This window comes from Paraburkholderia sp. J94 (assembly GCF_905220285.1).
GTDB lineage: Bacteria > Pseudomonadota > Gammaproteobacteria > Burkholderiales > Burkholderiaceae > Paraburkholderia > Paraburkholderia tropica_A.
This window is the reverse complement of the sequence record NZ_CAJMZH010000020.1, coordinates 115,298-140,883: the sequence shown is the minus strand read 5'-3', so window position 1 is coordinate 140,883 and position 25,586 is coordinate 115,298. Positions and strand designations below refer to the sequence as shown.

Sequence of the window (25,586 nt, the reverse complement as noted above, 5' to 3'; positions counted from 1 at the left end):
GCGCAATGCGTGACGAGCAAGCCGTCAGGTCCCGCGGGCCGGACGGCATTGCGCGCGGTAATCGATATGCAGCTGCTTTTCGGCGGCTTGCAGATCGCTCGGATAGATGGCGTCATCGGAGCCCGGTTCGTAACCCCGGGCCTCCAGTTCGCCGAGTTCGCGCATCAGTTGCTTATGCGTGACCTTGCCGGCGGCGACCGGCTTGAACGGATAATCCGCGCACTGCTGCGGCGTCAAACGCGGCGCGGCAAAGGCGGACACACTGCAGCACGTCGCAATCAGCGCGACCAGGATTCGGGAGAGACGTCGCATGGGCTTATCCGCATGAGCATCGCGGCTCCGTGATGGAATGCACGCAGATTAAGCGATGCGCGCTACCCGAACGCTATCCGCCAGATGTAATTTCTTTTAGTCTTTCCCGCCGCCTTTCCTGGCGCCCTTTACCGCGCCCTTCCCCGCGTCTTCGCGCAGCGCCTCCATGAACGCGAGGGCCGCTTCCGAAAGCGGCACGGTCGTACGCCGCAGCATGCCGACCGGCTCCACGCCATGCGGCGCGGGCACCTCGATGCGCGCCAGCGCGCCCGACGCCAAATCCTGTTCGACCACGCGCAGCGGCACGATCCACACGGCGTCCGACGCCTGCACCACCGCGCGCGCCACGGCCGCCGACTGCGTCTCGATACAGCCCGGCGGCAAGGCCAACCCGCGCGACTCGAAAAACGCCTCGGTGTGATGGCGCGGCGCGGTCTGCTCACCCGCGATCACGAGCGGATACGCGAGCGCGTCCTCCAGCGCGGGCGCCGCGCCCGTCCGCGCGAGCGGATGCCCGGCGCGCGCCGCCATCGCCAGCGACTCCGTATAGAGATATTCGAACGAGACGCCCTGCATCGACGCGGGCTCGGCCATGCGCCCGATCATCAGGTCGATCTCGCCTGCCTTCAGCGCGTGCAGCAATTCGGTGTTCGACCCGGAATGGATCTTCACGCCCAGATGCGGCATGACGGCCTGCACACGCAGGATCGCGGGCGGTAAAACAGCGGCCTCGACCGTGGGCAGCGCGCCGAGCCGCACGGTTTGCGCGCGCGCCAGATCCTCGCGCGTGAGCGCCGACGCCGACGCCTCCACGGCGCGCCGCACATCGAGCGCATAACGCAGAAAATGCTCGCCCGCCGCCGTGAGCGCCGCGCCGTTGCGGCCCCGCTCGACGAGCCGCGCGCCCGCCCACTGCTCCAGCTCCGCGAGCGTCTTGGACACCGCGGGCTGACTCAGATTCAGACGCGCGGCGGCGCGCGCGAGCGTGCGCTCCTGGGCGATCGCCACGATGCAGTTCAGGTGCCGCAGACGCAGCCGCGCGGCAATCAGCGCACGCGTCGCGGCAGGCGTGCCGGGCGCGCAGTCGGGGTCGAATGTCTCGTCGAAATCCATCACCTCAGGTTATGGAAACTCGCGCTGAAAGTCAATTTACATAACCTGCGCGCAAGTTTAGAGTCGGCGCATTCACCCAAAGAAACCGCCAGCAGGAGGAGACTCATGGCCACGATCGTCGGCGGCATCGCCGTTTCGCATACGCCCACCATTGGTTTCGCGCTCGACGCGCACAAACAGGACGACCCGGCCTGGGCGCCCATCTTCGCGACCTTCGAGCCGGTCAAGCGCTGGCTGCGCGAGCAGAAGCCGGACGTCATCGTCTACGTCTACAACGACCACGTCACCTCGTTCTTCTTCGATCACTATTCGGCGTTCGCACTCGGCATCGGCGACCGCTACGAAGTCGCGGACGAAGGCGGCGGCGCGCGCGCCCTGCCCGCCATCGGCGGCGACACGCGGCTCGCGCAGCACATCGCCCGCAGCCTCGTGGCCGACGAGTTCGACATGGCGTTCTTCCAGGACAAGCCGCTCGACCACGGTTTCTTCTCGCCGATGTCGGCGCTGCTCGACCACGACGCCCAAGGCTGGCCCGTGCGCGTCGTGCCGCTTCAGGTCGGCGTGCTGCAATTCCCGATTCCGAGCGCGCGGCGCTGCTTCCGGCTCGGCCAGGCGCTGCGCCGCGCGGTCGAAAGCTATCCCGAGGATCTGCGCGTGGTCGTGATGGCGACGGGCGGTCTCTCGCACCAGGTCCACGGCGAGCGCGCGGGCTTCAACAACGTGCCGTGGGACCATCAGTTCATGGACGCCATCGCGAACGACCCCGAGGCGCTCGCGGAACTGACGCACGCCGAGTACGCCGAACTGGGCGGGCTCGAAGGCGCGGAAGTCATCATGTGGCTGATCATGCGCGGCGCGCTCGCGGCCAACGTGAAGAAGGTGCACAGCGGCTACTACCTGCCGTCGATGACGGGCATCGGTACGCTCGTGCTCGAAAACACGGCGGCGGCGCTGCCCGGCGAGGCGCAGGCGCGCCATCGCGCGCACATGGCGCGGCAGCTCGACGGCGCGCAGAAGCTCACGGGCACCTATCCGTTCGATCTGGCGACGAGCGTGAAGGCGTATCGGCTCAACAAGTATCTGCACGAGCTGATCGACGAATCGCATCGCCGCGCCTTCCTCGACGATCCTGAAAGCACCTTCGAGGCCGCCGGTCTGAGCGAGGAAGAGCGCGATCTGGTGCGCCGCCGCGACTGGCGCGGGCTGATTCACTTCGGCGTGATCTTCTTCATGCTGGAGAAGCTCGGCGCGGTGGTCGGCACCTCGAATCTGCACATTTACGCGGCCATGCGCGGCGAAGCGCTCGAGGATTTCCTCAAGACGCGCAACACGCAGGTGCTGTATTCGGTGGCCGGCGACACGAAGGAAGCCGATTCGTGGACCGGGGCGGACAAGCAGGACTAAACCGCTGACCGGCTGCCGCCCGCTGCGCCGCGCTCAGACGATCGAGCGCAGCGCGGCGATCTGCGCGCGCCAGCGCGCGAGCACGCTCTCGGGTTCGTGAAGCCGATACGTCACGCCGTTGAGCACGTCCGCGTATTTCGCGCGATGCACGTCCACCGAAACGAGGCGCACGCGAAACACCGCGAGATCGAGCGGCGGATCGGCGAGTTCGCGCGCCTCGCCGCGTATTTCCAGCATCGCGCCGTCGTGGACCAGCGAGAGCGTCAGGCGGCCGTCGCGCCGCAGATTGGCCGTGGTGTTCGACTGCGGCCAGATCGCGATCAGCAACTCGCTCGCGTCCACCGCCAGAATCTCGCCGACGCTCAGTTGCGCGCCATGCGGCCAGCCCTCGGCGGAGACCGTCGAGAGGCGGATCGCCTCGCCCATCGCCGCATCGAGTTGCGTGCCGTCGAAATGCGCGCGCAACGCGTCGGGCAGCCTGTTCGTGGCTTGCGGCGCTTCCTGCTTGTCCATCGAGTCTCTCCTTGCTGACGGTCCTGCGTCATTGCACGCGCCATTTGACGCGACGCTTGCCGTAACGTCAAACCCCGCGCCGTCAAACCGCCCGCCGCTTCAAACGCCCGGCGTTTCTTTCGCTTCGCTCCCAGCACGCGCCTCTGCGCGACGCGCGCGGCGCAGCGCCGGAATCTCCGAAAGCCGCACGCCCGCCGGCAGCAGCGGATGCTTCGCCTGCCCCACGCGTTGCGCGCGATAAATGCCCGTGTGCCCGGAAAACAGATACGCGACCACGCAGGCCAGCGCCGCATACACGCCGATATCGGCGCCGAACAGTTCGATCGCCATGACCGTCGAGGCGATCGGCGTATTGGCCGCGCCCGCAAACACGGCGACGAAACCGAGCCCGGCCAGCACCGGCATCGGCAGCGCGAGCACGTGGCCGAGCGCATTGCCGAGCGTCGCGCCGATATAGAACAGCGGCGTGACCTCGCCGCCCTTGAAACCCGACGCGAGCGTGACGACCGTGAAGGCGAACTTGCCCGCGAAGTCGTAGACCGGCAACGGCTGCTGGAACGCCTCGACGATGGTCGGAATGCCGAGGCCGAGAAACTGCGGCACGCCGAGCACGGTCGCCCCGACCGCGACGACGAGGCCGCCCACGAAAGGCCGCGCGGGCGCCCAGGCGATCTTGCGCTTCACGAAGGCCGACAAGGCGTGCGTCGAATCCGCGAACAGCATGCCGACGAGACCGAACGCGATGCCCGCGACGATCGCCGACGCTAACCCGGCCGCCGACGCGTGCGGCACGAACGGAATCGTATAGACCGTGTGCTCGATGCCCCAGAGGCGGCACACCTGATCGGCCGCCAGCGCCGACGCCAGGCAGACCAGCAGCGCGTCGTAGCGCAGCCGCCCGATCGCGAGCACTTCGAGCCCAAAAATCGCGCCCGCGAGCGGCGTGCCGAACACCGACGCGAAGCCCGCCGCGATGCCGCCCATCAGCAAGACGCGGCGATCCTCGCGGCCGAGGCCGAACAGCTGCGTGACGCGATCGGCGAGCGCGCCGCCCATCTGCACGGCGGTGCCCTCGCGCCCCGCCGAGCCGCCGAACAGATGCGTGACGACGGTCGCCGCCAGCACCAGCGGCCCCATGCGTTTCGGCACGATTTTTTGCGGATCGTGGATTTCGTCGATGAGCAGGTTATTGCCGCCTTCGACCGACTGGCCGAAGCGCAGATACACCCAGCCGGTCGCGAGGCCCGCGAACGGCAGCAGCCACAGGAGCCACGGATGGGCGACGCGCGTGCCGGTCGCGAGATCGAGAGCGAACAGGAAAACCGCCGATGCGGTGCCCGCGAGCGCGCCGAGCACGCACGAAAGCAGCAGCCAGCGCGCGAGGTACACGACCATCGCGAACGATTCGAGAGACTTCAGGTATTTCATTGCGATCCAGGTTTGAGTCGACGTCAAACCCGGGCGACAGGAGACGTCGCATGGACGGCCCACGACCTCCTGCACCCAGGAACTCGTAGGCATCATCAGCGCCGCCGGGAAGCGGTGCGGTTACGGGAGGAATGCCATCTCCAAACGTCCGGCGATTTTATGCGACAAGCCTGCGCGCCGCAACTGCTCAAAAGGCCGGCAAAAGCGGCGGCGCGATCGGCTGGATCGGCGGACTCAGTGCGGCTTGCGTCCGAACAGCGCGAAGCGTCTGGTCTCGCCGGGCGGCGCGTGCTCATCGCTTACATCGTTTGCATCGCTTGCGCCGATCACGCCGAACTCAACCGGCGCGCGCGTGTAGAACACATGGACCTTGGCGGCCTTGACGGCATCGAGCAGGCGCCCGGCTTCGTCCTCGGTGACAGCGAGAATGATCTGCACGGGCTGATCGGCGAGCTTGAACAGATGCGCCGCGTGATGCGCACCCGCGTGACCCGTGCCCTCCGCGCAATGAATCACGGTCGCGCCCTGAATGCCCATCTGCTTCGCCTCGTGCAGCAGCCACTCGCACACCGTGCGATGACCGTGATGGCAATTCTGTTCGGTATAGAACGTGAGCTGGTAGCCGTGCATGTCGTGCCTCCGCCGCGTGGCGGAACTGCCTGCGGGGATTCGTTTCCATTCTAGTTCAACGGCGCGCGGGCTTAAGTTACCTCAATACGTCGCCAAAATTCGTCGCCGAAATGCTCAGGATGCCATATCAACTCGCGCACTCAGGGCGCCGTATCGCCGCCGCCCAGCGACGCGAATTCGATCGGCGCGCGCGTATAAAAAAGCCGCGCGCCGCCGCCCGCGAGGCGTTCGAGCAGCGCGTCGATGCGCGCATCCTCGGCGATCACGGTGATCGCCACCGATTGCTCCGCGAGCTCGAAAAAACGGGCCGCGTGATAGCGCCCCTGCGTATCGACGCCCTCCGCGACCGCGACGACGGTCGCGCCGGCAATCCCGGCCTGGTGGGCCTCGTCGAGAATCCAGTCGGCGATGGGACGGTGATGAACGCGATGGTTCTGGTTCGCGATGTAAATGGTCAGCTGGCTGCCTTGCATGGCTCTCTCCGCCGCGTGCGCGAGGTTGGCGCGCTCGACAAACCGGGCAGCGGAACGCCAAAGCAACATGCCTACGGCGTCCCGGCCCAGGACACGTAGGCATCATCAGCCGGACAAAGCCGGCGGTTGGAAAAACCGCAGGAGGAATGCCATCTCCCGCGTTCGAGTCTAGCACTCGTGTCCCGCGCCCGCGCGCGGGCCGGGCGGCAGGCGCGCGGACGCCGGAATCAGCCGCGCCGCTTGTCGCGAGCGAGTTCGGCGGGCGGCATGAGGTCCGCCTCCTGGAGCGGCACGCCGGGGTGACGGCGCTTGCCGGCCTGATCGGTGGCGATGTCCGGGACTTCGCCCTCGGCGTCGTATTCGGCGGCGACCTGCTTTTCGGCGCGGCCCCAGTATTCGTCGGACCTGCCCTCGGGCGCGCCGTCGTCTTCCCATAGCTGATACGCGCGTTGGCGGATGCGTGCTTCGCGTTCGTCGTTCATGTTGGTGGTCCTCCGTTGAAAGCGCACGACATTCGCTCCCATCGCAAGCCCGATGCCCGGCTGCGTGCGTTGCGGCATCGCGCGGAACACGCTATACGTGGGTGTTTTCGTTGATTGTTGCGCTCGTTGCTCCATTGAATGCGCCGCGCGGCGACCGCCTCGCCGCCCTCTTTATCGAAGGTAGAAAAATCGTATGTTTCCCGCCGTAACCACCGTCGCCCTGCTGATCGTCGCCTGGGTTCACGTGACCCTTCCACGCTACACGGCCGGGCTGCGCAAACGCGTGATCGCCCATGCGGTGCTGCTGCTCGTCGGCCTCGCGTTCGGCGTGATGTCCGCGATGCTGGCCGGCCCCGCCGCGCCGCCGTGGGCCGTCATCGCGACGGGCATGGGCGTGGTCCATCTGCCCGCGCTCTGCGTGCTCGTGCTCAAGCGCCTGCGCCGTTCGGGCGAAAGCTGACACACGGCTATCGCCCGTCCTGGGCATCGACGGTCGGCCATGGGTCTTGATTTGGTTGCGACTCGCAACTATATTGGCAATTCAGCCAATCACTGCGAGCCGCACCATGGATTTTGTCGACGTTCCCGCCACGCCCCGAGACAGCACGATTCTCGAAATCCGCGATTTTTCGCGGAAATTGGTGCGCGAACTGGGCTTTATGCGCACAACACTCGCCGATAGCGACCTCGCGCCCTCGGCCGTCCACGCCGTGATCGAGATCGGCGCCACGCCCGGCATCAGCGCGAAGGATCTCGGCCAGATCCTGCGTCTCGACAAGTCGAACACGAGCCGCCAGGTCGCGCGGCTCGAAGCGGCCGGTTTCGTGCAGCGCACCGCCTCCACCGAAGACGCGCGCTCGTCGCTGCTGCACCTGACGCCCGCGGGCGAAACGCTGCGCAAGCGCATCGACCGCTTCGCCACCGATCAGGTCTCGCACGCGTTGCGGCGCATGGTGCCGTCCGACCAGCACGCCCTCGTGCGCTCGCTCGCGCTTTACGCCGACGCGCTTTCGCAGGACAACCCGAACCAGACGCCCGATTCGAGCCTCGCGACAAAAGCGCCCGAAACCCCGCGCGGCGGCGCCATCGTCGAGGGCTACCAGCCCGGCTGCATCGGCGATATCGCGAGCCTGCACGCACGGTTTTACGCGGCGCACTGGGGCTTCGGCGCGTTTTTCGAGCAACGCGTGGCGACCGAACTGGCCGCGTTCGCGGGCGCGCTGCCCGCCACGGGCAAGGCGCTCTGGCTCTACGTGGAAAACGGCCGCGCGCTGGCGTCGCTGGCCATCGACGGCGACACGGCGACCGGCATCGCGCACCTGCGCTGGTTCATCGTCGACGACAGCCTGCGCGGCTCGGGCGTCGGCCGTCAGCTCATGACGCAGGCGATGCAATTCGTCGACGAGCTGGGATTCACGGAAACGTATCTGTGGACCTTCAAAGGCCTGCACGCCGCGCGGCATCTGTACGAGTCGTTCGGGTTCGGCCTCGTCAGCGAAGCCGAGGGCGATCAGTGGGGCACGCAGGTCACGGAGCAGCGCTTCAGCCGGAACCTGCGCGGCAGCTGATTTGCGCCTGATTTGCATGTGACAGGCGTCTAACAGACGTCTAACATGCGCCCAACTCATCAATGCATCAAAATAAGTCACCACAAACATAGCGACGAGCCGGTAGCATTCGGGTTATCCCGTAATCAATAACCCGAAGACCTCAAGCAGGCTGCCATGAACGCTCGTCCCGCCACCGCCGCACCCAGCAAACCGCTCGCCTTCGCGCTCGTCACCGTGTTGACGGGCGTCGGCGCGGGCCTGGGCGGCATGGCGCTCGCGCTGCTGCTGCACTTCGTCCAGCACGTCGCCTACGGCTACAGCCTCGGGCAGCTCGTCGGCCACGAAAGCTTTCTCGACGGCGTGAGCGCCGCCGCGCCGCTGCGCCGGCTGATCGTGCTGAGCGCGTGCGGGCTCGTCGCTGGTCTCGGCTGGGCCGCGCTCTATCGCTACGGCAAGCCGCTCGTGAGCATCCGCAAGGCGGTCGGCTCGGCCGATCCGCGCATGCCGTTCGTGAGCACCGTCGTGCACGCGCTGTTGCAGATCGTGACCGTGGCGCTCGGTTCGCCGCTCGGCCGCGAAGTCGCGCCGCGCGAAATCGGCTCGCTGTTCGCCGGACGTCTCGCGCATCGCGCCGGTCTCACCAGCGACGACTGCCGCCTGATCGTGGCCTGCGGCGCGGGCGCGGGCCTCGCCGCCGTCTACAACGTGCCGCTCGGCGGCGCCGTGTTCGTGCTCGAAGTGCTGCTCGGCACCTTCGCGCCGCGCGCGCTGATCGCGGCGCTCGTGACCTCGACGGTCGCCGCCGTGGTCGCCTGGAGCGGCCTCGGCAACGAGCAGCAATATGTCGTGCCCGCGTTCGTGTCGAGCGCGCCGCTGCTGATCTGGGCCGCCGTCTGCGGACCGCTGTTCGGTCTCGCCGCCTATGGTTTCGTGCAGCTCACGTCGAGCGCGCGTTCGCATGCGCCGCGCGGGGTGAATCTCGTCGTGCTCTCGGTGCTGAACTTCGCGGCGATCGGCGCGCTCACGATGGTCTTTCCGCAACTCGCGGGCAACGGCAAGGGCGCGGCGTCGCTCTCGTTCGGCGGCGAACTGGGCATCGGGCTCGCGGCAGCGCTGCTCGTGCTGAAGGTGGCGATCGAGGCGTCGACGCTGCGCGCGGGCGCCGAAGGCGGCCTGCTCACGCCGGGTCTGACGAATGGCGCGCTGCTCGCGGTCGTGCTCGGCGGCATCTGGAATCACTTCCTGCCCGGCATGGCGCCCGGTGCGTGCGCGCTGATCGGCGCGGGCGCGTTCCTCGCCGCCTCGATGCAGATGCCGCTCACCGCGATCGTGCTGATCGTCGAGTTCACGCACGCGAGCCACGACCTGCTGTTCCCGCTGCTGCTCGCCGTGGCCGGTTCGGTGCTGACCTTCCGCGCGCTGCCCGCGCTGCTCGCGCTGCGCGTGAAGACGCCCGCGCGCCAGGCCGAGGCGCTGGTCGCCCGGCAGACGGAGCGCACGAGCGCCTGAGTTCCGGCGCGGCTGCATGAGGCGCGCGAGCCTGCACGCGCGCCACGTTCGCGCGGATTCGTGGACAGTCGCACACAGTCGCAAACGTAATCGAACCCACACCGAACCCACACCGAACCCGCACCCGCAACGCAGCGGACGACGAATACGCACCCTCGCGCCCCGCACCTCATCGCGGCACGACCTGACGCCCCGCCGCCGCCGTCCACCCACCCCGCATCGCGGCCGCATTCGCGCCACGATTCTCCTTGGCATCGCGCCCAGGCTTCGCGGACAATGCGAAAGTCACGCGAAAGCCGCAGGCCCTCTGCGCGCGAGCGTCCGAGCCGAAGCCATCCGACCTTGAACAAGCCCGAAATCGCCGAAATCGTCGCGAACTGCGACCGCGAGCCGATTCATCTGCTGGGCCGCATCCAGCCGCATGGCGCGCTGCTGTGCTTCGACGCGCAAGGCTGCCTGATCGCGCGCAGCGCCAACGCGTGCGAATGGCTCGGGGCCGTGCCCGGCCTCGGCGAGCCGATCACCGACCTCCATCTGAGCCCGCTCTCTCGCCAGACGATTCGCGCCGCGCTCGCCGACCGCGAGATGACGAGCGAGAGCGTCGAGTGCAAGGGCGCGACGGGCGAGCGCTTCGACCTCATCATGCACTGGGCCGACGACACGCTCGTCGTCGAGTTCGAACAGATCAGCCTGAAGTCGCCGGCCGCCACGCAATTCGCGCTGTTCGCGCAGCGCGCGATCCAGCGCTTGCAGGCCGCGCGCCACGACAACGTGCGGCAACTGCTGCAAGCCGCCTCCGAAGCGATCCGCGCGATGACCGGCTTCGACCGCGTGATGGGCTATCGCTTCATGGCCGACGGCAGCGGCGAAGTGATCGCCGAAGCGAAGCGCGACGACCTGCCCGCCTATCTGCACCAGCGCTATCCCGCGAGCGATATTCCGCAGCAGGCGCGCCGCCTCTACGTGCTCAATCCGATCCGCCAGATCGCCGACGTCAACGCCGGGCCGGTGCCGATCGAGCCGCCCACGCATCCGCAGTCGGGCATGCCGTTCGACCTCAGCCACTCGGTGCTGCGCAGCGTCTCGCCGATCCATATCGAGTACCTGCGCAACATGGGCGTGGCCGCTTCGATGAGCGTGTCGATCATCCGCGACGGCCAGCTCTGGGGCCTGTTCGCCTGCCATCACGTGACGCCCTACCGCGCCTCGCACGCGGTGCGGCTTTCGTCGACGGTGCTCACGCAGGTCGTGTCGATCCTGATCGGCCAGATCGAGGCGACCCAGCGCGCCGACGCCGACCGCCGCATCCACGATCTGCGCACGCATATCGCAGGCGAACTCGCGCAAGCCGATTCGCCGCTCGCCGGACTCGTGCGCGCCGCGCCCGATATCGCCGCGCTCGTCGATTGCGAAACGGTGGCGCTCGTGGTCGACAACGAAGTGGTGCTGCGCGGCAAACGCGCCGACGCCAGCACCGTGAGCCGCGAGACGCTGCTCGAACTCGCGCAGCACATGGCGCGCACGCGCGTCGAGCATCTCGCCTGCGCGAGCACCGCCGACGCCCTGCCCGAAGCGCTCGCGCAAGGCCTCGCCGCGAACCGCGCGGCAGGCTGTCTCGCGATCCAGATGCAGGGCGACAGCCGCATCACGATCGTCTGGCTGCGCGACGAACTGGTCGAGACGATTCATTGGGCCGGGCCGCCCGACAAGGTCGTGGCGCAAGGCCCGAACGGCCCGCGCCTCACGCCGCGCGGCTCGTTCGAAGTCTGGAAGCAGACCGTCACGGGCCGCTGCCGCGACTGGAGCGAATTCGATCAGCTCGCGGCGCGCGAACTGCGTTCGATCCTCCAGGAGATCGCGCTCGTGCAGATGCGCGAATCGGAGCGCGCGCGGACCACGCTGCTCGCCACGCTCGGCCACGATCTGCGCGACCCGATCCAGACCATCAACATGGCGATGCTGCTGATGGGACGCGGCCTCGCCACCGGCAACGACACGGTCAAGCGCGTGGAAGGCTCGACGCGGCGCATGCAGTCGCTGATCGGCTATATCCTCGACGTGAGCCGCATCCGCTCGGGCATGGGGCTCGGCCTCAAGCGCGAGGACGCGCCGCTGCGCGAGCTGCTCGAATCGGTCGCCGAACAGACGCGCCTCGCCTATCCGGGCATGGTGCTCGACGTGCAGCTCGCCGACGATCTCGGCAACGCCTACGTCGATCCCGACCGGCTCACCCAGGCGCTCACCAATCTGCTCGGCAACGCGCGCAAGCACGGCGACGCGGGCGCAAGCGTCACGCTCGCCGCCACGCTCACGCCCGAAGGACCGCGCATCGAGATCCGCAATCGCCTGCTCGAGCGTCCGGCCGTGCCGTTCGAGCGCCTGCTCGATCCGTTCAAGAGCGGCTCGCTCGACAATCCGTCCAATCGCGGCGGCCTCGGCCTCGGGCTCTATATCGCGCACGCGATCGTCAAGGGCCACGACGGCACGCTCGTGGGCAGCTTCAGCGACCACGAAGCCTGCATCCGCATCGTGTTGCCCGCGGCTTCCGCGCTGCCGCGACACACGTCGTAACACGGCCACGCCCAGCTCATAACACGCATAAAACACGCATAAAACGCCGGTAAAAACCCGCGCGCGTCCGCTTCGCCGGTTACACGCCCATCGCGCTTTGTTATAATCCGATCACGTAATCGATACAAATCTAACGGATGTTGCGCCCCTCCCCGGCGCGGCAAGGCGGACGATCACATGGCCAAACCCGACCGGCTGCAAGCGCTTGCCGACGCGCTCGCCCAACACAACGTCATGCATCTCAAGGACGCGGCCGCGCTGCTCGGCGTGTCCGAAATGACCGTGCGGCGCGACATCGGCGCCAATCCCGAACGCTTCACCTATCTCGGCGGCTATATCGTCAGCGCCGAGCACGTGCCCAACGCCGCGGGCTATTCGCTCGAACACGAGAAGGATCACTTCGCGGCGGCCAAGGCGCAGGCCTCCGCGCACGCGGCGCGACTGATCGCCGAGAACGACACGATCTTCATCGATTGCGGCACCACGCTCGCCGCCTTCGCGCGCCTGATTCCCGCGCATCTGCAGATCACGGCCGTGTGCTATTCGCTGAACGTGGCCGAGGTGCTGCGGCGCATGCCCAACGTGCGCATGATCTTGCTGGGCGGCGTGTATGTGCCGTCGTCGGACTCGTTCGCGGGTGACGAAAGCCTGGAGATGCTGCGCCGCATGGGCATCAACAAGGCGTTTATTTCGGCGGGCGGCATCGACGAGGCGCGCGGCGTGACGTGCTGGAATTTCCACGAAGTGGCGCTCAAGCAGGCCGCGATGGCGAGCGCCGTCGAAAGTCATCTCGTTGTGGACGCAAGCAAATTCGGCGTTGTAAAGGCGTGGCGTTTCGCGCAGATGGGCGACTTCGCGTCGATCATCACTGAGAAAGGCAGCGAGCAACGTGGCGAAAAGGGTGTCGAAAAGGTTGGCGAAAAAGGCGCCGCGCCGCGCAAGCGCAGCAAGGCCTGAATGCACAACGGGCGGCCCGCGTAAAACGCGGCCGCCCGTCTCGAAGCAGCAACGAATTCAGCCGCGCCGGCGCAGCGCGAACAGCGTGCCCGCGACCAGAATGAACGCGCCGATCACCACCTTCTGCCAGGTGCTCGGCACGCCGATCAGAATCAGCACGTTATTGATGAGCGTGACGAGCGCCACGCCCAGCAGCGTGCCGACCACGGTGCCGCTGCCGCCCGTGATGCGCGCGCCGCCCAGAATCACGGCGGCGATCACGTCGAGTTCCGAACCCACCAGATCGAACGGATTGGCGAGCCGCGTGTTCGACACGTGCAGGATGCCCGCCACGCCCGCCAGAAAACCCGTATAGCCGAACACGAACAGGCGGATCGCGCGCAGATTGAAGCCGAGCCGTTCCGCAATCGCGGTGCTGCCGCCCATCGCGTAGACGCCGCGTCCCATCATCGTGCGATTGAGCAGCCACCATGTGAGCAGCGCGGCCAGCACAAGCGCAATCGCCGATGCGGGCAGCACCGCGTTGAGCCCGTCGGCGGTCTTGTAGGCGATCAGCGGAATGCGTCCGAAATGATCCATGCTGTGCGGGATATTCATGAAGAACACCGTGCCGACGAAAGTCAGCAGCACCCCGCGATACAGATACTGCGTGCCGATCGTCACGATCAGCGAAGGCGCCTGCAAACGATGCACGAGCAGCCCGTTGACCATGCCGAGCAACACGCCGCCCACCGCGCCCGCGACCAGGATCAGCGCGAACGGCGCGTCGGGCCACCAGGCGAACACGGCTTTGGTGATCGCGTACATCGTGAGCGCGCCGATGGCCGTGAACGACACGTCGATGCCGCCCGACGCGAGCACCACGAGCGTGCCGAGCGCGAACAGCGACGTCGTGGTCGCCGAATGCAGCAGGTCGAACAGCGTGGCCCACTGAAAGAAGCGCGGATTGATCGACGCGACCACGATGCAGGTGATGACGATCAGCGTGCCGGTGAACCACTCGGGATTGCGCGCGAGCTTCGCGCGCCAGTTCAGCGGCGGCGATTGACGCGCGACTTTGACGGTATTGGACGTGCTCATGGTCTGATTCATGCTCATGCGGTGGCCTGCTGCGTTCGTGTCATCGGGCGAAACGGCATCGGGTGCGGTGCGTACATCACGTGCGGCGCGTACATCACGCGGCCTCGGCAAGCAGCGCGCGATACAGTTCGGCTTCGGTCAGTCCTTCGGCGCGATGCTCCTCGGCGATGCGGCCTTTACGCATCATCAGCACGCGGTCGCTGTTTTGCAGCAGTTCCGGCAAGTCGTCGCTCACGAGCAGAATGCCGATGCCGCGCTCCGAAAGCCGCTGCATGATGCGATAGATGATGTCCTTCGAGCCCACGTCCACGCCCACGGTCGGGCCGTGCAGAATCAGCACGTGCGGGTCGATGGCGAGCCAGCGGCCGATCAGCACGCGCTGCTGGTTGCCGCCCGAGAGCGACTGCACGGCTTTCTCCACGTTCGGCGTGGCGATCTGCAATTCCTTCACGGTGTCCTCGGCGAGCGCGCGGGCGCGCACGCGGTCGATCTGGCCGAAGCGGTCGCGCAGGCTCGAGATCATCGCGGTGATCACGTTGTCGCGAATCGGCTTGTCGAGAAATAGCCCTTCGTTCAGGCGGTCTTCCGGCACGTAACCGATGCGCGCGCGTTTGGCGTCGGCGGGCGTGGCGAGCACGATGGGCTGGCCTTCGAGCGTGACGCTGCCGCTTTGCGCGGGCGCGACGCCCGCGAGCGCACGCGCGAGTTCGTTGCGGCCCGAATCGAGCAGGCCCGTGATGCCGAGAATCTCGCCGCGATGCAGCGTGAACGACACGTCGCGAAACGCGCCCGCGCGGCCCAGCCCGCGCACGTCGAGCAGCACGTTCGAAGCCGCCGAGGCCGCGCGGTAGCGTTCGGTCGAGAGCGAGCGTCCCGTCATCAGTTCGCTCAACTGCGCCTTGGTGTAATCGGTGATCGGCCCTTGCGTGACCTTCTGGCCGTCGCGCAGCACGATCACCTCGCCGCCGATCGCATAGCATTCGTCGAGCTTGTGGCTCACGAACAGCACGGTCACGCCGCTCGCGCGCAATTGCGCGAGCACGGCGATCAGGTTCGTCACTTCCTTTTGCGTGAGCGAGGTCGTGGGCTCGTCCATGATGACGAACTTCGCCTCGCTCGCGATGGCGCGCGCGATCGCCACGAGCTGGCGCGTCGCGAGCGGCAGTTGTTCGATCAGCGTGGCCTGGAAATCGGCGTCGCCGGGCAGGCCCACCGCGTTGAGCGCGCGCGCCGCCGTGCGCGCGAGTTCGCGCCGGTCGAAGGTGCGCGAGAGACGCCCGCCGTGTTCCGCGAGTTCCGCCGTGAGGCCCACGTTTTCGGCCACGTTCATGTTCGGCAGCAGCGAGAGATCCTGATAGACGGTCTCGATGCCCGCCGCGAGCGATTCGAGCGGCGACAGACTCGCATGACGCGCGCCGTCGATCACGATCTCGCCTTCATCGGGCGGCTGCGCGCCCGAAATGATCTTGATGAGCGTGCTCTTGCCGCAGCCGTTCTCGCCGAGCAGGTGATAGATCTGCCCGCGCTCGAACGTGAGCGTGACGCCGCGCAGCGCATGCACGCCCGTGAAGCGCTTGTGCACGCCGAGCACCTGCAATAACGGTTCCGAAGCCATATCCTCACTCATCCCGACAGTGCGTTCCGTTGCTTCAAGTTGAATCAAGTGACCCGCTTCGATCGCGCGGCGCGCGCTTCGCTTCATGGCGAAAACACGCGCCGCGCTTCACGACACCTTCATGACGCCTTCACGCGATCAGAAGTTGTATTGCTTGTAGTTCGACTTGTCGACGCTGACCCAGCCCTGGCCGCGCACGATGATGCCCTTGCCCGGACCCTTCGACACCGTCACCTTCTCGTAACCCGGCAGGCCGAGATTCGCGCCGTTCTCCACGGTCTTGCCGTCGAGCAGCAGCTTGGCGATCTTGTTCATCGCCATGCCCGCGAGCTTCGGGTCCCAGAACGCGATGCCGTTGATCGCGCCGCTTTCGAGGTACTTGCCGGCCTCGGTCGGCAGACCCGTGCCGTAGACGCAGATCTTGCCTTGCAGGCCCGCTTCCTCGACCGCGCGGCCGATGCCGATCACGTCGAGCGACGACGAGCCCTGGAAGCCCTTCAGGTCGGGATGCTTGCGCAGCGTTTCCTTCGCGACTTCATAAGCGCGTTCGCCGTCGTTATTGGTTTCGAGGTTGGTCTCGACGAGCTGCATCTTCGGATACTTCTTCTTCGCGTTGTCGATGCCGCCATTGGCCCATTGCACCTGCGAGCGGCTGCCGAGCGAGCCGACCAGCGTCGCCCATTTGCCTTCGCTGTGCATGCAGGTCGCGAGGCGGTCGTTGAGCGCCGCGCCATAGGCGCTGTTGTCGAAGGCCTCGACGTCGACCATCGTGTTCTTCTCGTTGTCCGCTTCGTGCGTGACGACCTTGATGCCGCGATCCATCGCCTTCTTGAGCGCCGGTTCGAGCGTCGGCGGATCGTAGGGCACCACGGCAATCGCGCTCACTTTCTTCGCGATCAGGTCGTCGATGATCTTCAGTTGCTGCGCGGCGTCGGCGCGGCCCGGACCCGTCTGATACACGGTGATATTCGGATTGTCCTTGCCGAACTCCTTCACGCCCTCTTCCATGCGGTTGAACCAGCTAATGCCGGTCACCTTCACCACCGTGACGATGGTCTGCTTGTCCTGGGCCTGCGCCACGGCGAACGTGCCCGCCGCGAGTGCGCCAGCCGCGAGCGCGATGCTGAGTCGTTTGAGCTTCATCTTGTCTCCTTTGTTGTTCGCTGTCGCCCCGAAATGTCTGGCGGCGGACGTCCGAGGCTCGATGTCCGCGCGCTGTATCGATGTGCTTTCGACGATGTGCTTTCGACGATGTACCTTCGACGATGTACCTTCGAAAACCGGCTTCAGCCTGGCCGCTTGCGCGCGCCCGGCGCCGCGCCGATTCCGAAGATCGAGCGCACGCGTTCCGCGCCCGCGAACGCGAGCGAGAGCAGCAGCAGAAAGCCCCACGCGCAATCGCCGAAGAATTGCGACACACCCATCAGGTTGAACAGGCTCGACAGGAATTGCAGCACCGTCGCGGCAAAAAACACGCAGATGATGCGTCCATAGCCGCCCGACGGATTCACGCCGCCCATCACCGCGATCAGGATCGCGATCAGCAGATACGAATTGCCGTAATCCCATTTCGCGCTGAGCGTGTGCGAGACGCTCACGAGACCCGCGAGCGAGGCCATCACGCCGCACATCGCGTAGGTGGTGATCAGCATGCGCGCGCGCGGAATACCCGCGTAGAACGCGGCGCGCTGGTTCGTGCCCATCAGATAGAGGCGCAAGCCGAACGGCGTGCGCCGCAGCAGCCAGCCGAGCACGATCACCACCGCGACGAACAGCAGGAACGAGATCGGCACCTGAAAGAACGTGCCGTTGCTGATATCGGCGAGCGGTTCGACATAATCGACGTGCACCGATGCGCCGTTGCTGAGCGCCACCGCAATGCCCGTGAACAGCAGTTGCGTGCCGAGCGTGCAGAGAATCGGCGTGAGGCCGAGCCGCGCGATCACGACACCGTTGAGCAGCCCGCCGAGCAATCCCATGCCCACCACGATCGCGCAGAACAGCGCGGTGTAGAGCGCGGGCGAATCGTCGCCGCTCACGACATGCGGCACGATCAGCGCCGCGATCATGCCCGAGAGATTCGCGAGCCCCACGCCCGAGAGATCGATGCCGCCGTTGCCTGAGAGCATCGAGAGCATGATGCCGAGCGCGAGCAGCGCGACCTCGGGCAACTGCGAACCCATCGACTGCAAATTATCGATGCCGACGAACTGGCCGTGCGAGAGCGCAATGGCGACCAGCACGACGAGCAGATTCACGGCCAGCAGAAAATTCAGTTGCCGGTCGCCGAAACATCGAGCCAAAAACGAAGCCTTCATGGACATCATCCTGTGCGAGTTCGTCAACGCGCGCCGCGTTTCAATGCGCCGCCACGGGCGCGCGCGCGAGCATCGCGTCCACTTCCGCGCGCGTGGGCATGGACGGCGCGGTGCCGGGACGCGTCACCGAAATGCCCGCGAGCGCGCAACCGAAACGCGTGGCCGCGAGTGCGTCGTCGCCGCGCGCGAGCGCCGCCGCGAAACCGCCCGTGAAGCCATCGCCCGCGCCCGCCGTTTCCACCACCGGCCCGCATTGGTACGCGGGCAGCAGCACCGAGGCGTCGCGCGTGTGCAGCAGCGCGCCCGCCTCGCCGAGCGTGACGACCACCGCGCCTGCGCCCTTCGCGAGCAGCACGTCGGCGGCGCGGCGCGCGTCGTCGGCGTTGCGCACGGCGATGCCGGTGAGCGCGGCGGCTTCGGTTTCGTTGGGCGTGACGTAATCGCAGAGCGCGTAGATATCGTCGGGCAGCGCCATCGCGGGCGCCGGATTGAACACCGTCGTCACGCCATGGCGGCGCGCGATTTCGAGCCCGCGACGCGCGGCGTCGAGCGGCTGTTCGAGTTGCGTGACGAACACGCGCGAGGCCGCGATATCGGCTTCGATCGCTTCGGCATCGGCGGCTTCCATCGTGCCCGCCGCGCCCGGCGCGACGATGATCGCGTTCATGCCCGTGGTTTCGTCGACGAAGATATGCGCCGCGCCCGTGGCCATGCCGTCGATGGCCGGAGCACGCGCGGTGATGCCTTCAGCGGCCCAGGTCGCGCGCGCGATCTCGCCGAACGCGTCGTTGCCCAGACGCGTGCAGAACACCACGTCCGCGCCCGCACGCGCCGCCGCCACCGCCTGATTCGAGCCCTTGCCGCCCGGCCCCATCGCGAACGCCGAGCCCGCGATGGTCTCGCCGATCACCGGCATGCGACGCGCGCGAAACGCGAGATCGGTCACATAAATCCCGAGGATGACGACGCGCTCGCTCATCGTCCCGGCTCCTGCGTGTGCGTGGCACCGGGCGCATCGGGCGCGAGGATCACGCCCTTCGTGAACACGAAGCAGCCGTAGCCGCGCGCCTCGCCCGTGGCGATCACGCAATAGGCCTTGCGCGCGCGGGCGTAGAACGCATGACGCTCGATCGAGGCGAACGGCACGGCGCGGCCTTCGGCGGCATCGACTTCGGCTTGCGCCTCACGCTGCACGGTGGGAATCGTGCTCGGTTCGCCGACCACTTCCATGCGCATCGCGGGCGTTTCCACGAAGGTGTCGAGCGGCAGCACCGAGAGAATGGCGCGCACGGCACGCGGCGCATCGGCGCCGTCCATGCGCAGCAGCTTGCCGAGCACCGTCGCGCGCGCGACGGAATCGGCCGGGAAATTCGCATCGCAGACGATCAGTTCGTCGCCATGACCCATCGCGCGCAACGCCTGCAGGACGTCGGCGTTCAGCAGCGGGTCCAGATTCTTCAGCATGAATGTCTCCTCCGTAGAGTGTGCGGCGCGCGCTTTGTTTTATGCGTTCGCGGGCCGCCCGGTGATCTGCTCAATCAATCACGATCAATCGCCATAAGGTATCCAGATGTTCTTCACCTGCACCGCGTGACGCAGGAACGGCAGTCCCGCATTCGCGCGATCGAACCAGTCGAACTGCTTGCCGTAATCGACGAAGGTGCGCTTGAGATTGCCCACCGATTCGCGCTCCGCGAGCGCCGAATCGGCAGCCGTGCCGAAGCACCAGAGCGCATCCACGTCGTCGTGTTTCGCGAGCGCGGGCAGCAAGGCGGCGCGCTCGCCGGTCAGAATGTTGAGCACGCCCGCAGGCACGTCGGAGGTTTCCACGACCTGATAAAGATCCGTGGCCGCGAGCGGGCTGGTCTCGCTCGCGAGCACCACCACGCGATTGCCCATCGCCAGCGCGGGCGCGACGAGCGAAACGAACGCGAGCAGCGGCGCTTCGTCGGGGCACGCGATGCCGATCACGCCGAGCGCTTCGTGCATGGCGAGCGCCACGCCGCGCAGCGGCGGTGTATGCACCGCGCCGTCGAACTTGTCGGCCCAGGCGGCGTAGGTGAAGAGGCGGTCGATGGACGCCTCCACTTCGCGTGTGGCGGCGCGGGCGTCGTAACCGGCGCGGCGCACGAGCTGGCGCGCGAATTCCTCGGCGCGGGCGCTCAGGTTTTCCGCGAGGTAATACAGCACCTGGGCGCGATTGTGCGTGCTCGCCTGCGTCCACTTCTGCGCGCCGCGCGCGGCGGCCACGGCGTCGCGCACGTCCTTGCGGCTGCCCGCGCCCACTTCGCCAACCCACTCGCCATTCGGCGCGTAGACCGGATGCGAATAACCGCTATCGGGACGTACCTGCTTGCCGCCGATAAACAGCTTCGGAGTCCGATCGAGCGATCCGCTCAAGGCACTCGCTTCCTGGCGCGGTGCGCGCTCCGCGCGCGGCGCGCGCATCGGCAGCTTGCTCCAGTCGGCGGGCTTCAGATATTCGTAGACGCCCTCGCGTCCGCCCTCGCGTCCGAATCCCGATTCGCGATAGCCGCCGAAACCCACGCTCGCATCGAACAGATTCGTCGCGTTGATCCACACGACGCCGCATTGCAGACGCGGCGCGATATCGAGCGCGCGCCCGATGGTCTCGCTCCAGACGCTGGCCGCGAGCCCATAGCGCGAGTTGTTCGCGAGCGCCACGGCTTCCTCGGGCGTGCGGAAACTCATCGCCGCGAGCACCGGGCCGAAGATCTCCTCTTGCGCGAGCGTCGAAGCGGGCGCGACATCGGTCACGAGCGTCGGCGGATAGAAACAGCCGCCTGCGGGCAACGCCACTTCGGCGGGCTGCCATACCGTGCAACCTTCGCGCTTGCCCGCTTCCACGAGCGAACTGATGCGTTCGAGTTGCACCGGATCGACGATCGCGCCGATATCGATACCCTTGTCGAGCGAATTCCCCACGCGCAGCGTGCTCATGCGGCGCTTGAGCTTCTCGATGAAGCGCGCTTCCACGCCTTCCTGCACGAGCAGACGCGAACCGGCGCAGCAGACTTGGCCCTGGTTGAACCAGATCGCGTCGACCACGCCTTCGACCGCGCCGTCGAGATCGGCGTCGTCGAAGACGATGAACGGCGACTTGCCGCCCAGTTCAAGCGTGAGCGACTTGCCCGAGCCCGCCGTGGCTGTGCGGATGTGGCGCCCCACTTCGGTCGATCCCGTGAACGCGATCTTGTCGACGCCCGGCTGCTCGACGAGCGCCGCGCCCGTGCCGCCATCGCCGGTCACCACGTTGAGCACGCCCTTCGGCAACCCGGCGCGATGCGCGAGTTCGGCGAACAGCAGCGCGGTGAGCGGCGTGTATTCGGCGGGCTTGAGCACCACGCAATTACCGAGCGCAATGGCGGGCGCGACCTTCCACGCGAGCATCAGCAGCGGAAAATTCCACGGCACGATCTGGCCGATCACACCGAGCGGCGACCAGCCCGATAGTTCGGTATCCTGAAGTTGCGCCCAACCCGCGTGATGCAGGAAGTGACGCGCGACCAGCGGAACGTCGATGTCGCGCGTTTCGCGGATCGGCTTGCCGTTGTCGAGCGCTTCGAGCACGGCGAACAGGCGGCTGTGCCGCTGCACCATGCGCGAAAGCGCGTAGAGATGACGCGCGCGCGCCGCGCCGCCGAGCGCCTGCCAGGCGGGCTGCGCCGCGCGGGCCGCCGCGACGGCTGCGGCGACGTCGTCGGCATTGCCTTGCGCGACTTGCGCGAGCGGCTCGCCCGTCGCGGGCGCGCGCACTTCGAAGCGCTCGCCGCCTGCGGGCGCACGCCACGCGCCGTCGATGAAATGGCCAAACACGCCTTCGTGCTGCGCGAGCCACGCGCGCACCGGCTGATCGTCCTCGGGGGCGGGACCGTAATCCATCGTTCGAAAGTACTCGGCTACGCTCATCGGTGTGGTCTGGTCAAAGTGATTGCGTATCACTGCGCGCGGCTCGCCGCGATCAGGCAACGGGGTGGCGATGGAACGCGGAATAGCGCCCGCTCACGTGATGTTCCAGCTGGCGCTCGATATCGGCGAGCAGACTCGATGCGCCGAAGCGGAACAGCTCCGGTTCGAGCCACGGCCGCCCCAGTTCCTCTTTCATCAGGATCTGATACGCGAGCGCCGACTTCGCCGTGGACACGCCGCCCGCGGGCTTGAAACCGACGAGCACGCCGGTACGCTCGCGATACTCACGGATCATGCGCACCATCACGAGCGAGACGTCGAGCGTGGCGTTCACGCCTTCCTTGCCCGTCGACGTCTTGATGAAATCCGCGCCCGCCATCATGCAGACCATCGAGGCCTTCGCAATGTTCGACAGCACGCGGATATCGCCGGTCGCGAGAATCGCCTTCAGATGCGCGTCGCCGCAAGCCGCGCGGAACTCGCGCACTTCGTCGTAGAGCGCGCGCCAGTTGCCCGTGAGCACGTATTCGCGCGTGACGACGATATCGATTTCCTTTGCGCCGTCGGCGACCGAGGCTTCGATCTCCTTGAGCTTGAGCGCGTGCGGATTGAGCCCCGCCGGAAAGCCCGTGGACACCGCCGCGACCGGAATGCCGCTACCGTCGAGCGCGTCGACGGCGGCCGCCACGAAACGGTGATAGACGCACACCGCGCCGGTCTTGATCGACTCGGGCGCCATGCCGAGCGCGGCGAGCAGGTCGGCCCGCACGGGATGGCGCGCTTTCGCGCAGAGGCGGCGCACGCGGCCTTCGGTGTCGTCGCCGCTGAGCGTGGTGAGGTCGATGCAGGTGACGGCCTTCAGGAGCCACGCGGCCTGCGCGTCTTTCTTGACGGCGCGGCGCGTGCCGAGCGTGGCCGTGCGGCGTTCGACGGCGGATTGATTGACGCGCAAGGCGTCGATCCACGCCGTGTCGAACGCCGTGCCGGGATTGCGATCGAGGTGAACGTCTGTCGTGCCGGACACGACAGACGCAGCAGGCGCGGCGGACGTGGCGTGTCGCAACGCGACGACAGGTTGCTTGGAGGCTTCAGACGCTGTGGGCATACGCTTTGAGCTTGATTAGGCTGGCGAAGTCTGTCTAGCGAAATTTGTGCAATGCACATCAAACCGTGATGGTTTATTTGCACTCATCCTATACCGATGAAACGATCGTGACAATACTCGTTACAATCGTATCGCTAACGTTAGCAAGCTGTCTCGCGCCAAGCTCCCATCGACCCATTCAGCGGATCGCGCGCGCCACGCTCTGCAATTGCCGGAACGCGTCGTAGCGCGCGTCGTGCAGCGCCGCGATCTCGCCCGTGGCCGGCGCATGCGTCGCGCCGATCCGTGACATCGCCGACATCGCCGTGCGCACGTCGCCATACAAGCCGCCCGCCACGCCGCCGAGCATCGCCGCGCCGAGCAACACCGGTTCATCGGCCTGTGTGACGAGCACGGGTTTGCCGGTTGAATCCGCGAGCAGTTGGCGCACGAGATCGAGCCGCCCCGCGCCCCCGCTGATCACCACGCGATCGACCGCCGCGCCCGCCGCCGCCTGCACCTCGATGATCTGCCGCAGCCCATAACCGATGCTCGCGATCCCCGCGATATAGAGCGCAACCAGGCTCGCGCGATCCGTCTCCATGCCGAGCCCCGCGATCACGGCGCGCGCGTGAGGATCGGCGAATGGCGCGCGGTTGCCGAGGAATTCGGGCACCACGTGCAGGCCATCTGCGAGCGCAATTGCGCCAGAAAAATCGCTGAACTGCTGTGCCGCGAGACCGGCAAGCATCACGGGCAGCGACTGCCCTTCGTCCGCCGCGCGGCGCTGCATCTCGGGCGCGAGCGGATGCATGCCGAGCAGCCGCTCGATGGCCGCGCCCGCGACCGACTGCCCGCCTTCGTTGAGCCACGTGCGCGGCACCATCGCCGAGTAATACGGACCCCAGACGCCGGGCACGAACACAGGTTCGCGCGTGGTCGTCATCGTGCACGACGAGGTGCCGAACACGTAGGCGAGACACGATTCGGGCGCGCCGTCCGCGCCCACGGTGCCGATGCCGCCCGCGTGCGCATCGATCACGCCCGCCGCCACCGGCGTGCCCGCGCGCAGGCCGAGTTCGGCGGCGGCTTGCGCCGTCAAACCCTGGCCGAGCGGCGTGCCCGGTTCGACCACGCGTTCGCCGATGCGCGCGAAGCCTTCGTCGGCGAGCACGTCCAGACCCACCGCGCGAAAATAGCTCTCGTCCCAGCGCTGTTCGTGCGCGAGATAGGTCCATTTGCAGGTCACGGTGCAGGTCGAACGCGCGAGGTCGCCGCTCGCGCGCCACGTGAGGAAATCGGTCAGATCGAAGAACTGCCAGGCGGCATCGAATACGGCGGGCCGATGCTCGCGCAGCCACAGCAGCTTGGGCGTTTCCATCTCCGGCGAGATCTTGCCGCCGACGAACTTCAGCACCGCATGATCCGTCGCGTTGATGCGCTCGGCCTGCTCGACGGCACGATGGTCCATCCACACGATAATGTCGCGTCCCGCCTGTTCGGACGGCCCTACCGGCAAGGATTGACCGCCCTCGCCGAGCACGACGAGCGAACAGGTGGCGTCGAAGCCGATCCCCGCGATCTGCCCCGGCTCCACGCCCGCCTGCGCGAGCGCGTCCTTCACGGACTGGCACACGGCGTTCCAGATTTCGCCGCTCGATTGTTCGACGATGGCGCCGCTCTCATGAAAGACGCTGATGTCGTGCTTCGCGGAGGCCACCATGCGGCCAGCCGGATCGAAAATACCGGCGCGGGCGCTGCCCGTGCCGACGTCCACGCCGATCGCGTAACGCGTGGCGGCGTTCAGGGTGTCAGAGGTCATGGTTCATTCAGTAGCGATTGTGAACGTGGCGAATTACCTGGCATCCCTGACGATCAGAGATCGACGCTGCTCGGTAGGATTACGAGATCGCGGATCGTCACATTGCGCCCACGCGTGAGCATGAACACCACCGCTTCCGCGACTTCGACCGGCTGCATCAGGCTGCCCGCCGCCAGCGCCTCTTCCATCTTCGCCTTCGGCCAGTCGTCGAGCAAGGCGGTCACGACCGGTCCCGGCAGCACCGCGCCCACGCGCACGCCGTGCTTCGCGACCTGGCGGCGCGTGGTGTGCACGAAGGCCTGCACGGCGAACTTCGAGGCCGTGTAGATCGGCTCCCACACCACCGGCACCACGCCCGCCACCGAACTCGTGAACAGAATATCGCCCGACTTCTGCGCGACCAGATGCGGCAGCACCGCATGCACCGAGCGGAACGCCGCGTTGACGTTGAGATTGAGCATGCGGTCCCATTCGTCGGGATTGCCGGTCGTCACTTCGCCGCCCACATAGGTGCCCGCGTTCGCGTGAAAGATGTCGAGACCGCCCGCGAGTTGCAGAATCTTCGGCAGCATCGCCGAGACTTCCGCCGGTTGCAGCAGATCCACCTGCAAGGGCAAGGCGTTCGGGCCGAGTTCGGCGCAGCACGCCGCGAGCCGCTCCTGCGCGCGGTCGATCAGCACGACCTTCGCGCCCTGCGCGATCAGCGCGCGCGCACATTCGAAGCCAATACCCGAGGCCGCGCCCGTGATGGCGGCCACCTTCCCTTTGATCGATTCAGACATGGAGTCTCCGGTG

Annotated in this window: 23 protein-coding genes and 2 riboswitches; of the genes, 6 read left to right on the top strand and 17 right to left on the bottom strand. The window is 67.0% G+C overall.

Features of this window, described 5'->3' with window-relative positions:
* Nucleotides 1-24: 24 nt before the first annotated feature.
* Nucleotides 25-312, bottom strand: coding sequence for a DUF4148 domain-containing protein (locus tag U4Y88_RS33070; RefSeq protein ID WP_224014720.1), 288 nt, complete (start codon nt 310-312; stop codon nt 25-27).
* Nucleotides 313-408: 96 nt separating this feature from the next.
* The gene (locus U4Y88_RS33065) at nt 409-1,425 is read right to left on the bottom strand and encodes a LysR substrate-binding domain-containing protein (protein WP_321789072.1); all 1,017 of its coding nucleotides are present in this window, start codon (nt 1,423-1,425) and stop codon (nt 409-411) included.
* Nucleotides 1,426-1,530: 105 nt separating this feature from the next.
* On the opposite strand from U4Y88_RS33065, the gene U4Y88_RS33060 reads away from it, so the two are divergent.
* The gene (locus U4Y88_RS33060) at nt 1,531-2,829 is read left to right on the top strand and encodes a gallate dioxygenase (RefSeq protein ID WP_321789070.1); all 1,299 of its coding nucleotides are present in this window, start codon (nt 1,531-1,533) and stop codon (nt 2,827-2,829) included.
* Nucleotides 2,830-2,862: 33 nt separating this feature from the next.
* Here the strand turns inward: U4Y88_RS33060 and U4Y88_RS33055 are convergent, their stop codons facing one another.
* The 5 genes from U4Y88_RS33055 to U4Y88_RS33035 all read right to left on the bottom strand — a co-directional run bounded on the left by U4Y88_RS33055 (nt 2,863) and on the right by U4Y88_RS33035 (nt 6,355).
* Nucleotides 2,863-3,342, bottom strand: coding sequence for a pyridoxamine 5'-phosphate oxidase family protein (locus tag U4Y88_RS33055; protein ID WP_321789068.1), 480 nt, complete (start codon nt 3,340-3,342; stop codon nt 2,863-2,865).
* A 99-nt stretch (nt 3,343-3,441) separates the two neighbouring features.
* A complete protein-coding gene (locus tag U4Y88_RS33050; RefSeq protein ID WP_321789066.1) occupies nt 3,442-4,770 on the bottom strand; it encodes a voltage-gated chloride channel family protein in 1,329 nt (442 codons plus the stop codon).
* Between the two features lie 79 nt (nt 4,771-4,849).
* A riboswitch (Fluoride riboswitch) is annotated at nt 4,850-4,921 on the bottom strand.
* A gap of 83 nt (nt 4,922-5,004) precedes the next feature.
* Nucleotides 5,005-5,400 (bottom strand): DUF190 domain-containing protein, encoded by a 396-nt coding sequence (locus tag U4Y88_RS33045; RefSeq protein WP_310630843.1) that lies wholly within the window; start codon nt 5,398-5,400, stop codon nt 5,005-5,007.
* Nucleotides 5,401-5,540: 140 nt separating this feature from the next.
* Nucleotides 5,541-5,873, bottom strand: a complete 333-nt coding sequence (locus U4Y88_RS33040; protein ID WP_224014732.1) for a DUF190 domain-containing protein — start codon at nt 5,871-5,873, stop codon at nt 5,541-5,543.
* Between the two features lie 89 nt (nt 5,874-5,962).
* Nucleotides 5,963-6,039, bottom strand: a riboswitch (Fluoride riboswitch).
* A gap of 61 nt (nt 6,040-6,100) precedes the next feature.
* Nucleotides 6,101-6,355 (bottom strand): DUF2934 domain-containing protein, encoded by a 255-nt coding sequence (locus tag U4Y88_RS33035; protein ID WP_224014734.1) that lies wholly within the window; start codon nt 6,353-6,355, stop codon nt 6,101-6,103.
* A 193-nt stretch (nt 6,356-6,548) separates the two neighbouring features.
* Here U4Y88_RS33035 and U4Y88_RS33030 point away from each other — a divergent pair, with 193 nt between their 5' ends.
* The 5 genes from U4Y88_RS33030 to U4Y88_RS33010 all read left to right on the top strand — a co-directional run bounded on the left by U4Y88_RS33030 (nt 6,549) and on the right by U4Y88_RS33010 (nt 12,942).
* Entirely contained in the window at nt 6,549-6,815 is a 267-nt protein-coding gene (locus tag U4Y88_RS33030) for a hypothetical protein (protein ID WP_310630841.1), read from the top strand.
* A gap of 106 nt (nt 6,816-6,921) precedes the next feature.
* A complete protein-coding gene (locus U4Y88_RS33025; RefSeq protein ID WP_321789064.1) occupies nt 6,922-7,923 on the top strand; it encodes a helix-turn-helix domain-containing GNAT family N-acetyltransferase in 1,002 nt (333 codons plus the stop codon).
* Between the two features lie 156 nt (nt 7,924-8,079).
* Nucleotides 8,080-9,414 (top strand): chloride channel protein, encoded by a 1,335-nt coding sequence (locus tag U4Y88_RS33020; protein ID WP_321789063.1) that lies wholly within the window; start codon nt 8,080-8,082, stop codon nt 9,412-9,414.
* Between the two features lie 342 nt (nt 9,415-9,756).
* Nucleotides 9,757-11,985 (top strand): GAF domain-containing protein, encoded by a 2,229-nt coding sequence (locus U4Y88_RS33015; protein WP_310630838.1) that lies wholly within the window; start codon nt 9,757-9,759, stop codon nt 11,983-11,985.
* Nucleotides 11,986-12,162: 177 nt separating this feature from the next.
* Nucleotides 12,163-12,942 carry a DeoR/GlpR family DNA-binding transcription regulator gene (locus U4Y88_RS33010; protein WP_321789061.1) on the top strand — a complete coding sequence of 260 codons (780 nt, stop codon included), beginning with the start codon at nt 12,163-12,165 and terminating at the stop codon, nt 12,940-12,942.
* A 57-nt stretch (nt 12,943-12,999) separates the two neighbouring features.
* Here U4Y88_RS33010 and U4Y88_RS33005 read toward each other — a convergent pair whose 3' ends face one another.
* The 10 genes from U4Y88_RS33005 to U4Y88_RS32960 all read right to left on the bottom strand — a co-directional run bounded on the left by U4Y88_RS33005 (nt 13,000) and on the right by U4Y88_RS32960 (nt 25,573).
* Entirely contained in the window at nt 13,000-14,040 is a 1,041-nt protein-coding gene (locus U4Y88_RS33005; protein WP_321789059.1) for an ABC transporter permease, read from the bottom strand.
* Between the two features lie 76 nt (nt 14,041-14,116).
* On the bottom strand, nt 14,117-15,637 hold the full coding sequence (locus tag U4Y88_RS33000) for a sugar ABC transporter ATP-binding protein (RefSeq protein ID WP_405044983.1): 1,521 nt from the start codon (nt 15,635-15,637) through the stop codon (nt 14,117-14,119).
* 138 nt (nt 15,638-15,775) lie between these two features.
* Complete coding sequence (locus U4Y88_RS32995; protein ID WP_321789057.1) at nt 15,776-16,780, bottom strand: autoinducer 2 ABC transporter substrate-binding protein; 1,005 nt, start codon at nt 16,778-16,780, stop codon at nt 15,776-15,778.
* Between the two features lie 143 nt (nt 16,781-16,923).
* The gene (locus U4Y88_RS32990; protein ID WP_321789056.1) at nt 16,924-17,955 is read right to left on the bottom strand and encodes an ABC transporter permease; all 1,032 of its coding nucleotides are present in this window, start codon (nt 17,953-17,955) and stop codon (nt 16,924-16,926) included.
* 40 nt (nt 17,956-17,995) lie between these two features.
* On the bottom strand, nt 17,996-18,934 hold the full coding sequence (locus tag U4Y88_RS32985; protein WP_321789055.1) for a ribokinase: 939 nt from the start codon (nt 18,932-18,934) through the stop codon (nt 17,996-17,998).
* A complete protein-coding gene (locus tag U4Y88_RS32980) occupies nt 18,931-19,419 on the bottom strand; it encodes an RbsD/FucU family protein (RefSeq protein WP_321789053.1) in 489 nt (162 codons plus the stop codon). The genes U4Y88_RS32985 and U4Y88_RS32980 overlap by 4 nt, the downstream gene beginning before the upstream one ends.
* 84 nt (nt 19,420-19,503) lie before the next feature.
* Nucleotides 19,504-21,885, bottom strand: a complete 2,382-nt coding sequence (locus tag U4Y88_RS32975; protein WP_321789051.1) for an aldehyde dehydrogenase family protein — start codon at nt 21,883-21,885, stop codon at nt 19,504-19,506.
* A gap of 52 nt (nt 21,886-21,937) precedes the next feature.
* Entirely contained in the window at nt 21,938-22,990 is a 1,053-nt protein-coding gene (gene deoC, locus U4Y88_RS32970; protein WP_321789050.1) for a deoxyribose-phosphate aldolase, read from the bottom strand.
* A 178-nt stretch (nt 22,991-23,168) separates the two neighbouring features.
* Nucleotides 23,169-24,791, bottom strand: coding sequence for an FGGY-family carbohydrate kinase (locus U4Y88_RS32965; RefSeq protein ID WP_321789048.1), 1,623 nt, complete (start codon nt 24,789-24,791; stop codon nt 23,169-23,171).
* A 53-nt stretch (nt 24,792-24,844) separates the two neighbouring features.
* Nucleotides 24,845-25,573: an SDR family oxidoreductase gene (locus tag U4Y88_RS32960; protein WP_321789046.1), complete on the bottom strand. Its 729-nt coding sequence runs from the start codon at nt 25,571-25,573 to the stop codon at nt 24,845-24,847.
* Between the last annotated feature and the right edge of the window lie 13 nt (nt 25,574-25,586).

What these genes read in the sequence shown, in the direction of transcription:
- U4Y88_RS32975 (WP_321789051.1), bottom strand. Translation starts at nt 21,885, where the DNA reads ATGAGCGTAGCCGAGTACTTTCGAACGATGGATTACGGTCCCGCCCCC.
- U4Y88_RS32985 (WP_321789055.1), bottom strand. Translation starts at nt 18,934, where the DNA reads ATGAGCGAGCGCGTCGTCATCCTCGGGATTTATGTGACCGATCTCGCG.
- U4Y88_RS32990 (WP_321789056.1), bottom strand. Translation starts at nt 17,955, where the DNA reads ATGAAGGCTTCGTTTTTGGCTCGATGTTTCGGCGACCGGCAACTGAAT.
- U4Y88_RS33005 (WP_321789059.1), bottom strand. Translation starts at nt 14,040, where the DNA reads ATGAGCATGAATCAGACCATGAGCACGTCCAATACCGTCAAAGTCGCG.
- U4Y88_RS32960 (WP_321789046.1), bottom strand. Translation starts at nt 25,573, where the DNA reads ATGTCTGAATCGATCAAAGGGAAGGTGGCCGCCATCACGGGCGCGGCC.
- U4Y88_RS32980 (WP_321789053.1), bottom strand. Translation starts at nt 19,419, where the DNA reads ATGCTGAAGAATCTGGACCCGCTGCTGAACGCCGACGTCCTGCAGGCG.
- U4Y88_RS33010 (WP_321789061.1), top strand. Translation starts at nt 12,163, where the DNA reads ATGGCCAAACCCGACCGGCTGCAAGCGCTTGCCGACGCGCTCGCCCAA.
- U4Y88_RS33070 (WP_224014720.1), bottom strand. Translation starts at nt 312, where the DNA reads ATGCGACGTCTCTCCCGAATCCTGGTCGCGCTGATTGCGACGTGCTGC.
- U4Y88_RS33060 (WP_321789070.1), top strand. Translation starts at nt 1,531, where the DNA reads ATGGCCACGATCGTCGGCGGCATCGCCGTTTCGCATACGCCCACCATT.
- U4Y88_RS33020 (WP_321789063.1), top strand. Translation starts at nt 8,080, where the DNA reads ATGAACGCTCGTCCCGCCACCGCCGCACCCAGCAAACCGCTCGCCTTC.
- U4Y88_RS33030 (WP_310630841.1), top strand. Translation starts at nt 6,549, where the DNA reads ATGTTTCCCGCCGTAACCACCGTCGCCCTGCTGATCGTCGCCTGGGTT.
- U4Y88_RS33035 (WP_224014734.1), bottom strand. Translation starts at nt 6,355, where the DNA reads ATGAACGACGAACGCGAAGCACGCATCCGCCAACGCGCGTATCAGCTA.
- deoC (WP_321789050.1), bottom strand. Translation starts at nt 22,990, where the DNA reads ATGCCCACAGCGTCTGAAGCCTCCAAGCAACCTGTCGTCGCGTTGCGA.
- U4Y88_RS32995 (WP_321789057.1), bottom strand. Translation starts at nt 16,780, where the DNA reads ATGAAGCTCAAACGACTCAGCATCGCGCTCGCGGCTGGCGCACTCGCG.
- U4Y88_RS32965 (WP_321789048.1), bottom strand. Translation starts at nt 24,791, where the DNA reads ATGACCTCTGACACCCTGAACGCCGCCACGCGTTACGCGATCGGCGTG.
- U4Y88_RS33045 (WP_310630843.1), bottom strand. Translation starts at nt 5,400, where the DNA reads ATGCACGGCTACCAGCTCACGTTCTATACCGAACAGAATTGCCATCAC.
- U4Y88_RS33040 (WP_224014732.1), bottom strand. Translation starts at nt 5,873, where the DNA reads ATGCAAGGCAGCCAGCTGACCATTTACATCGCGAACCAGAACCATCGC.
- U4Y88_RS33000 (WP_405044983.1), bottom strand. Translation starts at nt 15,637, where the DNA reads ATGGCTTCGGAACCGTTATTGCAGGTGCTCGGCGTGCACAAGCGCTTC.
- U4Y88_RS33050 (WP_321789066.1), bottom strand. Translation starts at nt 4,770, where the DNA reads ATGAAATACCTGAAGTCTCTCGAATCGTTCGCGATGGTCGTGTACCTC.
- U4Y88_RS33055 (WP_321789068.1), bottom strand. Translation starts at nt 3,342, where the DNA reads ATGGACAAGCAGGAAGCGCCGCAAGCCACGAACAGGCTGCCCGACGCG.
- U4Y88_RS33025 (WP_321789064.1), top strand. Translation starts at nt 6,922, where the DNA reads ATGGATTTTGTCGACGTTCCCGCCACGCCCCGAGACAGCACGATTCTC.
- U4Y88_RS33065 (WP_321789072.1), bottom strand. Translation starts at nt 1,425, where the DNA reads ATGGATTTCGACGAGACATTCGACCCCGACTGCGCGCCCGGCACGCCT.